Genomic DNA, 8,168 nt, shown 5'->3' on the forward strand with positions numbered 1-8,168 from the left:
CGCCCCCTCGCCGGGGTCACCGTCCAGGTTCCCGGTCAGCTCCTCCCCGGTGAGGCCCGGCAGGGGCCCCGGCGCCCCTTCCCGGTCAGAGCGCTAGCCGCGGGTCCCGTCGGGCCAGAGGCGGGTGGAGAGCACCAGGAGGTAGCCGTCGGGGTCACGGAGGGTTGCGCCCCAGGTGTCCCAGTACGGGTTGTGCGCGGGGACCCGTTTCCCGCCGTGCTGTTCGAGTCGTTCCACCAGGGGGTCGGGCACCGGTTCGCCGAGGTAGACCACCAGCAGGTCCTCGGCGGTGGGCCGGGGGGCGACGGGGGCGGCGGGGTCGTGGACGAGTTCGAGGTGCCAGGCGGCTGCCGGCCAGCCGAGCATGAGGAGCGAGTGGTCGCCGGGGGTGCCGTCCGCCGTGTGCCGGTACTGGACGTCGAGGCCCAGGCCCGAGTGCCAGAAGCGCTCCGCGGCCTCCAGGTCGCGGGACGGGCGGGCGATGCGTACGTGAGCCGTGGCGTCAGCCGGCACGTGCTGCCTCCTGTGCGGTGCGGTCGCCGGGAACCGGCGGTGTCACGCAGCCTAGGGAGCGGCTCGGCCGGCCGCCCATCGGGCGCTGGTCCTAGGTCCGGCCGCGGCGGTCGGCCTCAGGATTCGAAGCGGGCGCGCAGCGCCTTCTTGTCGAACTTGCCCGTGCCGGTACGGGGCACCGCATCCACCAGTTCCACGCGGTCCGGCAGCTGCCAGCGGGCGAAGCCGCTGCGCTCCAGGTGCGCGCGTACCTCCTCCAGGGTCACCGTCGCGCCGGGGCGCGGGGCCACGCACACCAGCGGTCGTTCCGACCACTTCTCGTCCGGCACCGCGACCACCGCCGCCTCGGCGACCGCGTCCATCGCCATCACCGCGGACTCCATGTCGACCGAGGAGATCCACTCCCCGCCCGACTTGACGAGGTCCTTGGCGCGGTCGGTGATGACGAAGTAGCCGTCGGGCGTGCCGGTCGCGATGTCGCCGGTGGCGAACCAGCCGTCCTCGGTGAACTGCCCGCCGCCCTCGCCGCCGAGGTACGCGTCGGCCACCCAGGGGCCGCGTACCAGCAGTTCGCCCATCGACGCGCCGTCCCACGGCAGCGGGCGCCCGTCGCCGTCCCGGATCTGCGTCTGCACCCCGGGCAGGGGCAGTCCCGCCATGCCGCGGACGGCGTCCGCGAGCCGTTCCTCGTCCCAGCCGCGCATGTGCTCCTTCGGCCAGGCGAAGCTGGCCAGCGGTGACGTCTCCGTCATGCCCCAGATCTGCACCAGGGGGATGCCGAACTCGGTGCGGTAGCGGTCGACGAGCGCCCGCGCCGGCCGGGCCCCGCCGCACAGCAGATGCCGTACGTCCGGCAGTCCGCCGCCGCGGGCGGCGATGGCGTCGGCCACGGCCATCCACACGGTCGGCACGCCGGCCGCGACGGTGACGCGCTCCGCGGCCATCAGGTCGACCAGCGCCGCCGCGTCCAGGGGCCCGGCGTAGAACACCTGCTTGGCGCCGTACGGGGTGGCGGTGTAGGGCAGCCCCCAGGCGTTGGCGTGGAACATCGGCACCACCGGCAGCACCGCGTCGCCCGGCCCGATCGACATCGCGGCCCGGGAGGAGCCCGCGACGGCGTGCAGCATGGTCGAACGGTGCGTGTAGACGACGCCCTTGGGCCGTCCGGTGGTGCCGGAGGTGTAGCACAGGCCGAGGGGCGCCCGCTCGTCGATCTCGCGCGGCTCGTACGTCCCGGGCCGCCCGGCGATGAGTTCCTCGTAGGCGACGGCGCCCGGCAGCGCGGTGCCGGGCGGCACCCGGTCGCCGAGGACCACCACGTGCTCCACGCCCGCGAGGCCGCCGCGCTCGGCCACCTGCTCCAGCAGCGGCAGCAGGTCCGCGTCCACGAGGACGGCCCGGTCCTCCGCGTGCCTGACGACGTAGGCGAGTTCGTCGGCGGACAGCCGCACATTCAGGGTGTGCAGCACCCGCCCGGTGCAGGGCACCGCCCAGTACGCCTCCAGGTGCCGGTAGCCGTTCCAGGCCAGGGTGGCCACCCGGGCGCCCGGTGGCAGCGCCAGCGCGTCGAGCGCGTGCATGAGCTGCTGCGCGCGGCGGCCGAAGTCCGCGTAGGTGTACCGGTGCTCGCTGCCGTCCGGGAGGCGGGTGACGACCTCGGTGTCGTGGAAGTAGCGCGGCCCGTGGTCGAAGAGCAGCCAGCTGTTGAGCGGGATGTCCATCATCGCCATGGCGGACATGTTGACCGGGGGCCGGGACCCGGACCACGGATGAATCCCACACTCCGCACCACCCCCTTGTGGAGATGTTCTCTGTAGTCGCGACTGCCGTCCGCTTCTACGTTCTCCCCGACGCCGACACCCTGTCGGCCACCCATCCCGCGGCATCCGAGGTCGGCATGACGAGCACGACGAGAACGACGAGCGGTGGCACCGCCCCGCTCCCGCGCGCCATCCTGTCCACCCACGGCCTGACCAAGGCGTTCGACGGCTTCCGCGCCGTCGACGAGGTGGACCTGGCCGTCGCGGAGGGCACCGTCCACGCCCTGGTCGGCCCCAACGGGGCCGGGAAGACCACGCTGTTCAACCTGCTGACGGGCTTCCTGCCGGCGTCGGCGGGGCGGATCGAAGTGGCGGGGCAGGACATCACCGGGCTGCCGCCCGAGAAGGTGGCGCGCCTGGGGGTGGCGCGCTCCTTCCAGGTCACCAGCCTCTTCCCCGCGGTGACGGCACGCGCCCATCTGGAGCTCGCGCTGCAGGCCGGCACCGACCTGGGCCGCAGGTTCTGGCGCTCGGACCGGCTGCTGGCACGGTTCACCGGGCGGGCGCGGGAGCTGCTGGACCAGGTGGGCCTGGCCGAGCGGGCCGAGGCGCCGGCGGGCAGCCTGCCGTACGGGCAGAAGCGCGCGCTGGAACTGGCGCTCGCCCTCGCCCTCGACCCCCGGGTGCTGCTGCTGGACGAGCCCACGGCCGGCATGGGCCTGGAGGACGTGGACCGCACCGTCGCGCTCGTGGACCGCATCCGCGCCGGGCGCACCGTGGTGCTGGTCGAGCACAACATGAGCGTCGTCGGCTCGCTCGCGGACACCGTGACGGTGCTCCAGCGCGGCCGGGTGCTCGTCGAGGGTGCGTACCGCACCGTCCGCTCCGACCCGCGGGTCGTCGAGGCGTACCTGGGGGCCGGCGTTGCTTGAGGTGCGGGGCGTGAGCGCCCACTACGACGAGGCCGAGGTGCTGCGCGGCGTGTCCCTGGAGGTCGGGGCGGGCGAGGTCGTGACCCTCGTGGGCCGCAACGGGGCGGGGAAGACGACGCTCCTGCGCTGCGTGATGGGCCTGCACCGGCGGGCGTCCGGGACCGTCCGCCTGGAGGGCCGGGACCTCGGCGCCGTGCCGCCCCACCGCAGGGCCCGCCGCGGCCTCGGGTACGTCCCCGACGACCGGGGCATCTACGCGGGTCTGAGCGTGGAGGAGAACCTCACGCTGCCCCCGGCGAAGGGGGCTTCGCCCTGGCCGCTGGCGCGGGTCTACGAGGAGTTCCCGGCCCTCGGCGAACGCCGCCGGAGCCCCGGCGGCAAGCTCTCCGGCGGCGAGCAGCAGATGCTCGCCCTCGCCCGGGTCCTGCGCACCGGCGCGCGGGTCCTGCTGTGCGACGAGCCGACCGAGGGACTGGCGCCGATCGTCGTCGAGCGCATCGGCGAGATCCTGCGCGAGGCCAAGCGGAACGGGACGGCCGTGCTGCTGGTGGAGCAGAACCTGCGCTTCGCCACCACCGTCGCCGACCGCCACTACCTGCTGGACCGCGGCCGGATCGCCGAGTCGCTGGCCAACGACGACGTACGGCAGCGCGAACACGAACTCCTCGGCTACCTGGGCCTGTAGCCCGGCCCTCGCAGGGGCCGTACCGGCCACGTCGACCACTTCAAGGAGGAAGCATGGGACACACATGGTCGAAAGCCGCGGTCGCCACGGCCGCGGTGGTAGCGGGATCGCTGCTGGCAGGGTGCGGCGGCGGCGGGCCGGGCTCCGGCGGCGGGAAGATCAGCGACGACGGGATCACCCTGGGGGTGCTCACCGACCTCTCCGGCGTGTACGCGGAACTGGCCGGCGAGGACGCGGTCACGGCGGTGGAGATGGCCGTCGCGGACTTCGAGAAGAAGCACGGCGACGACGCGGTCACCGACGACATCGACGTCATCTCGGCGGACCACCAGAACAAGCCGGACGTCGCCAACACCCGGGCGCGGAACATGTACGAGCGCGAGAAGGCCGACGCCGTCTTCGACGTGCCGACGTCCTCCGCGGCGCTCGCCGTGGCGAACGTCGCGGAGCAGTCGCAGAAGCTGTACTTCAACATCGGCGCCGCCACCACGGAGCTGACCGGCGAGTCCTGCAACCCGTACACCTACGCCTGGGCGTACGACACCTACATGCTGGCCAACGGCACGGGCACCGAGGTGACCAGGCAGGGCGGCGAGAGCTGGTACCTCATCTACCCGGACTACGCCTTCGGCCAGGACATGGAGAAGGAGTTCAGCACCGCCATCGAGGAGGCGGGCGGCGAGGTGGTGGGCAAGGACCCGACCCCGTTCCCGAACGACAACTTCTCCACGTTCCTGCTCAAGGCGTCCGCGAAGAAGCCCGCGCCCGCCGTGCTCGGCACCCTGCAGGCGGGCGGCGACCTGGTCAACGTCGTGAAGCAGTACCAGCAGTTCAAGCTCAAGGAGAAGGGCATCCAGCTCGCCATCGGCCTCATGTTCGACACCGACATCAAGGCGATCGGGCAGGACAAGCTCGCCGGGACGATGTTCACCTCCGCGTGGTTCTGGAACGTCGACGAGGAGTCGCGGGAGTGGGCCGAGCGGTTCCGGGAGGAGGCGGGCACCTGGCCGACCTTCGACCACGCCGCCAACTACTCCGCCGCCACGCACTACCTGGAGGCCGTGCAGCGCGCCGGAACCGACGATCCGGAGGAGGTCAACAAGGAGCTGGAGGGCATGGAGTTCGACGACTTCTTCGCCCGCAACGCCGAGGTGCGCGCGGCCGACCACCGTGTCGTGCACGACGCCTACCTGGCCCGGGTCAAGGACCCGGCGGACAGCGAGACCGCGGGCGACTTCACCGAGAAGGTGGAGACCATCCCCGCCGACAAGGCGTTCGGACCCCCCTCACCCGACTGCTCGATGTCCTGACCGGCGACCAGCGGCCGCAGCCCGCGGACCCCGCCCGGGCTGCGGCGGACGGACGGGAACCACGATGACCTCCTTCCTGCAACAGGCGTTCAACGGCCTGGTCTCCGGCGGCTTCTACGCGCTGCTCGCCCTCGGCCTCGCCGTCATCTTCGGCATGCTCCACGTCGTCAACTTCGCGCACGGCGCCATCTACATGCTCGGCGCGTTCGGTGCGGTGGCCCTCCAGGACACCGCGGGACTCGGGTTCTGGTGGGCGCTGCTGCTGGTGCCGCTCACCGCGGCGCTGGCCGGCATGGTGCTGGAGCGGCTGTTCATCCACCGGCTCGCCGCGCTCGACCCGCTGTACAACTTCCTGCTCACCTTCGGCATCGCGCTGGTCTGCCAGGACCTGCTGCGCATGAAGTACGGCGCCCAGTCCCGGCCGTACGACGAGGGCCCCTTCCCCGGCTCCGTCGACCTCGGGCCCTTCGACTACCCCGCGTACCAGGTCTTCGTCCTCGGCGCCGCGGCCGTCGTCTGCCTCGCCGTGTGGCTCCTGCTGACCCGCACCCGTATCGGCACGGTGGTGCGCGCCTCGACCGAACGGCCCGAGCTGACCCGGGCGCTGGGCATCGACACCGGCCGCTGGGTCACGCCCGTGTTCGGCTTCGGCGTCGCGCTCGCCGCGCTGGCCGGGGTGCTCGCCGCGCCGATGCGCGCGGTCAACTCGGGCATGGGGGCGGACCTGATCATCGCGGTCTTCGCGGTCGTGGTCATCGGCGGGCTCGGCTCCATCCCCGGCGCCGTCGTCGCCGGCTTCGCCATCGGGATGCTCCAGGCCCTCGGCAACCTCTACGTCCCCGTCCTGTCGCAGACGTCGGTCTTCGTGCTGATGGCCGTGGTGCTGCTGGTCCGGCCGGCCGGACTCTTCGGCAAGGAGGAGCACGCCCTATGATCCTCGCCCTGCTCGACCGACTCGGCGCCAGGCCCGCCTGGCTGCGCTGGGGGCTGCTGGCCGCGGGCCTGGTGTCCGTCCTCGGACTGCCGTGGGTCCTGTATCCGCCGGTGGCCGCCGACATCCTGTGCTGGGGCCTGTTCGCCGTCGCGTTCGACCTGCTGCTGGGGCACGCGGGCCTGCTGTCGTTCGGCCACGCGGCGTTCTGGGGCACCTCGGCGTACGCCACCGGGCTCATCGCCATCCACGCCGGGGTGCCCTTCCCGCTCGCGGTCGCCGGCGGCGCGGTGGCCGCCGCGGTCGTCGCCGTACCCATCGGGCTGCTCGCCGTGCGCCGCAGCGGCATCTACTTCGCCATGGTCACCCTCGCCTTCGCGCAGATGATCTACTTCATCGCCAACCAGTGGGGGGACCTCACGGGCGGCGAGAACGGCCTGCAGGGCATCCCGCGCGAAGTGCCCGGCCTCGACCTGTCGGACTCCTTCGTCTACTACTACGCGGCGCTGCCGCTGGTCCTGGCCGGCCTGTTCGCCGCCTGGCGCATCGTGCACTCGCCGTTCGGCCGCGTCGTCGCCGCGATACGGGACAACCCGGCCCGCGCCAGGGCCCTCGGCTACTCCGTCGACCGCTACAAGGTCGTCGTCTTCACCGTCTCCGCGTTCCTCTCCGGGCTCGCGGGCGGCCTGTACGCCGTCAACCACGGGTTCGCCTCGCTGCAGGAGGTGTACTGGACGACCTCGGGCAAGGTCGTCGTCATGACGGTGCTCGGCGGCATCGGCACCCTGTGGGGCAGCCTGCTGGGGGCCGCGGCCGTCGTGCGGCTGGAGGACTGGCTGTCCACCTCCGGGTTCGACGAGGTCGGGATCGTCACCGGCAGCCTGTTCATCCTCGTCGTCCTGCTGTTCCGCCGCGGCATCTGGGGCACCGTGTCGTACCTGCTCCAGCGGCGGCGCGCGGCCGGCGCGGGCATGCGGTCCGCCGAGTCCGGGAACGGTACGGTGCGTGATCCCGCCGCCGGCGACCGGCCGGAGCCCTCTCTGGTCAAGGAGCCGTGAGTCAGGAGGCCGCGATGGGCGCAGACCCGCCCCGCACCGCCCACGGCACGGGCCCGGCCGGACGGGCGGCGGACCGGGCGGCGGAGCGCCTGCTGCGGCTCCTGCGCGAGGGCGCCTCCGGTGCGGACTACGAGGAGTTGCTCGCCGGCGCGCAGGGCGAGACCGCCGAGGCGCTGCGCCCGCTGGTCGACGACGCCCTCGCGGTACGCGCACAGTTGGAGGACCGCCGCCGGCGCGAGGCGGAACTCGCCGCGCTGTACGAGACGGCCGGCGACCTGTCCTCGCTGCGCGACCTGGAGGCCGTGCTGCAGGCGATCGTCCGGCGCGTCCGCCAGCTCATCGGTACCGACGCCGCGTACCTCATGCTCAACGACGACGACCGCGGCGACACGTACATGCGCGTCACCGACGGCATCCGCACCGACGCCTTCAAGCAGGTGCGGCTCGCGATGGGCGCGGGACTCGGCGGCCTCGTCGCCAAGACGGGCGTGCCGTACCACACCCCCGACTACCTCAACGACCCGCGCTTCGACCACACCATCGACGCCACCGTGGGCGGCGAGGGCGTCACCGCGATCCAGGGCGTGCCGCTGTCCCTGGGCGACCGGGTCATCGGCGTGCTCTTCGCCGCCAACCGCCGCGCGCGCCCCTTCTCCCCCGCCGAGGTGGCGCTGCTGGTCTCCCTCGCCAACCACGCGGCCATCGCCATCGAGAACGCCACCCTCTTCCAGGACGTGCGCCGCACCGTCGACGAACTCACCGAGGCCAACGCGCTCATCCAGGCGCACAGCGAGTCCATCGAGCGGGCCGCGGCCCTGCACGAGCGGCTGACCAGGATCGTCCTGGACGGCGGCGGCCTCGCGGACGTCGCCGACACCCTCGCGGAGGTGCTCGGCGGCGGTCTGCTGGTCCTCGATCCGCGCGGCCGCACCATGGCGGCGGCCGGCGCCGACCCGGTGGTCGAACAGGCCCGCGCCGA

Annotated in this window: 8 protein-coding genes; 6 read left to right on the top strand and 2 right to left on the bottom strand. The window is 73.0% G+C overall.

Going from position 1 to position 8,168, the window contains the following annotated elements; all coding sequences use genetic code 11:
* Positions 1-93 precede the first annotated feature (93 nt).
* Both H5J30_RS10730 and H5J30_RS10735 read right to left on the bottom strand, forming a co-directional pair.
* Entirely contained in the window at positions 94-513 is a 420-nt protein-coding gene (locus H5J30_RS10730; RefSeq protein ID WP_181787200.1) for a VOC family protein, read from the bottom strand.
* Between the two features lie 116 nt (positions 514-629).
* The gene (locus H5J30_RS10735) at positions 630-2,243 is read right to left on the bottom strand and encodes a long-chain fatty acid--CoA ligase (RefSeq protein ID WP_181787201.1); all 1,614 of its coding nucleotides are present in this window, start codon (positions 2,241-2,243) and stop codon (positions 630-632) included.
* A 74-nt stretch (positions 2,244-2,317) separates the two neighbouring features.
* Here H5J30_RS10735 and H5J30_RS10740 point away from each other — a divergent pair, with 74 nt between their 5' ends.
* The 6 genes from H5J30_RS10740 to H5J30_RS10765 form a co-directional block, all read left to right on the top strand.
* On the top strand, positions 2,318-3,205 hold the full coding sequence (locus H5J30_RS10740; protein WP_220188761.1) for an ABC transporter ATP-binding protein: 888 nt from the start codon (positions 2,318-2,320) through the stop codon (positions 3,203-3,205).
* A gap of 10 nt (positions 3,206-3,215) precedes the next feature.
* The gene (locus H5J30_RS10745) at positions 3,216-3,890 is read left to right on the top strand and encodes an ABC transporter ATP-binding protein (RefSeq protein WP_309505493.1); all 675 of its coding nucleotides are present in this window, start codon (positions 3,216-3,218) and stop codon (positions 3,888-3,890) included.
* Positions 3,891-3,943: 53 nt separating this feature from the next.
* Positions 3,944-5,200 carry an ABC transporter substrate-binding protein gene (locus tag H5J30_RS10750; RefSeq protein WP_181787203.1) on the top strand — a complete coding sequence of 419 codons (1,257 nt, stop codon included), beginning with the start codon at positions 3,944-3,946 and terminating at the stop codon, positions 5,198-5,200.
* 64 nt (positions 5,201-5,264) lie between these two features.
* Positions 5,265-6,134, top strand: a complete 870-nt coding sequence (locus H5J30_RS10755) for a branched-chain amino acid ABC transporter permease (RefSeq protein WP_181787204.1) — start codon at positions 5,265-5,267, stop codon at positions 6,132-6,134.
* Positions 6,131-7,189 carry a branched-chain amino acid ABC transporter permease gene (locus H5J30_RS10760; protein WP_181787205.1) on the top strand — a complete coding sequence of 353 codons (1,059 nt, stop codon included), beginning with the start codon at positions 6,131-6,133 and terminating at the stop codon, positions 7,187-7,189. Before H5J30_RS10755 ends, H5J30_RS10760 begins: the two co-directional genes overlap by 4 nt.
* 14 nt (positions 7,190-7,203) lie before the next feature.
* Positions 7,204-8,168: GAF domain-containing protein (locus tag H5J30_RS10765; protein ID WP_181787207.1), on the top strand; the 965-nt coding region annotated here is incomplete at its 3' end.

The sequence above is a fragment of the Streptomyces phytophilus genome (assembly GCF_013870535.1).
GTDB classification, from domain to species: domain Bacteria; phylum Actinomycetota; class Actinomycetes; order Streptomycetales; family Streptomycetaceae; genus Streptomyces; species Streptomyces phytophilus.

Bases quoted from the DNA above. Each gene is read 5' to 3' on its own strand.
- H5J30_RS10740 (WP_220188761.1), top strand. From the start codon at position 2,318: ATGTTCTCTGTAGTCGCGACTGCCGTCCGCTTCTACGTTCTCCCCGAC.
- H5J30_RS10735 (WP_181787201.1), bottom strand. From the start codon at position 2,243: ATGGCGATGATGGACATCCCGCTCAACAGCTGGCTGCTCTTCGACCAC.
- H5J30_RS10750 (WP_181787203.1), top strand. From the start codon at position 3,944: ATGGGACACACATGGTCGAAAGCCGCGGTCGCCACGGCCGCGGTGGTA.
- H5J30_RS10760 (WP_181787205.1), top strand. From the start codon at position 6,131: ATGATCCTCGCCCTGCTCGACCGACTCGGCGCCAGGCCCGCCTGGCTG.
- H5J30_RS10755 (WP_181787204.1), top strand. From the start codon at position 5,265: ATGACCTCCTTCCTGCAACAGGCGTTCAACGGCCTGGTCTCCGGCGGC.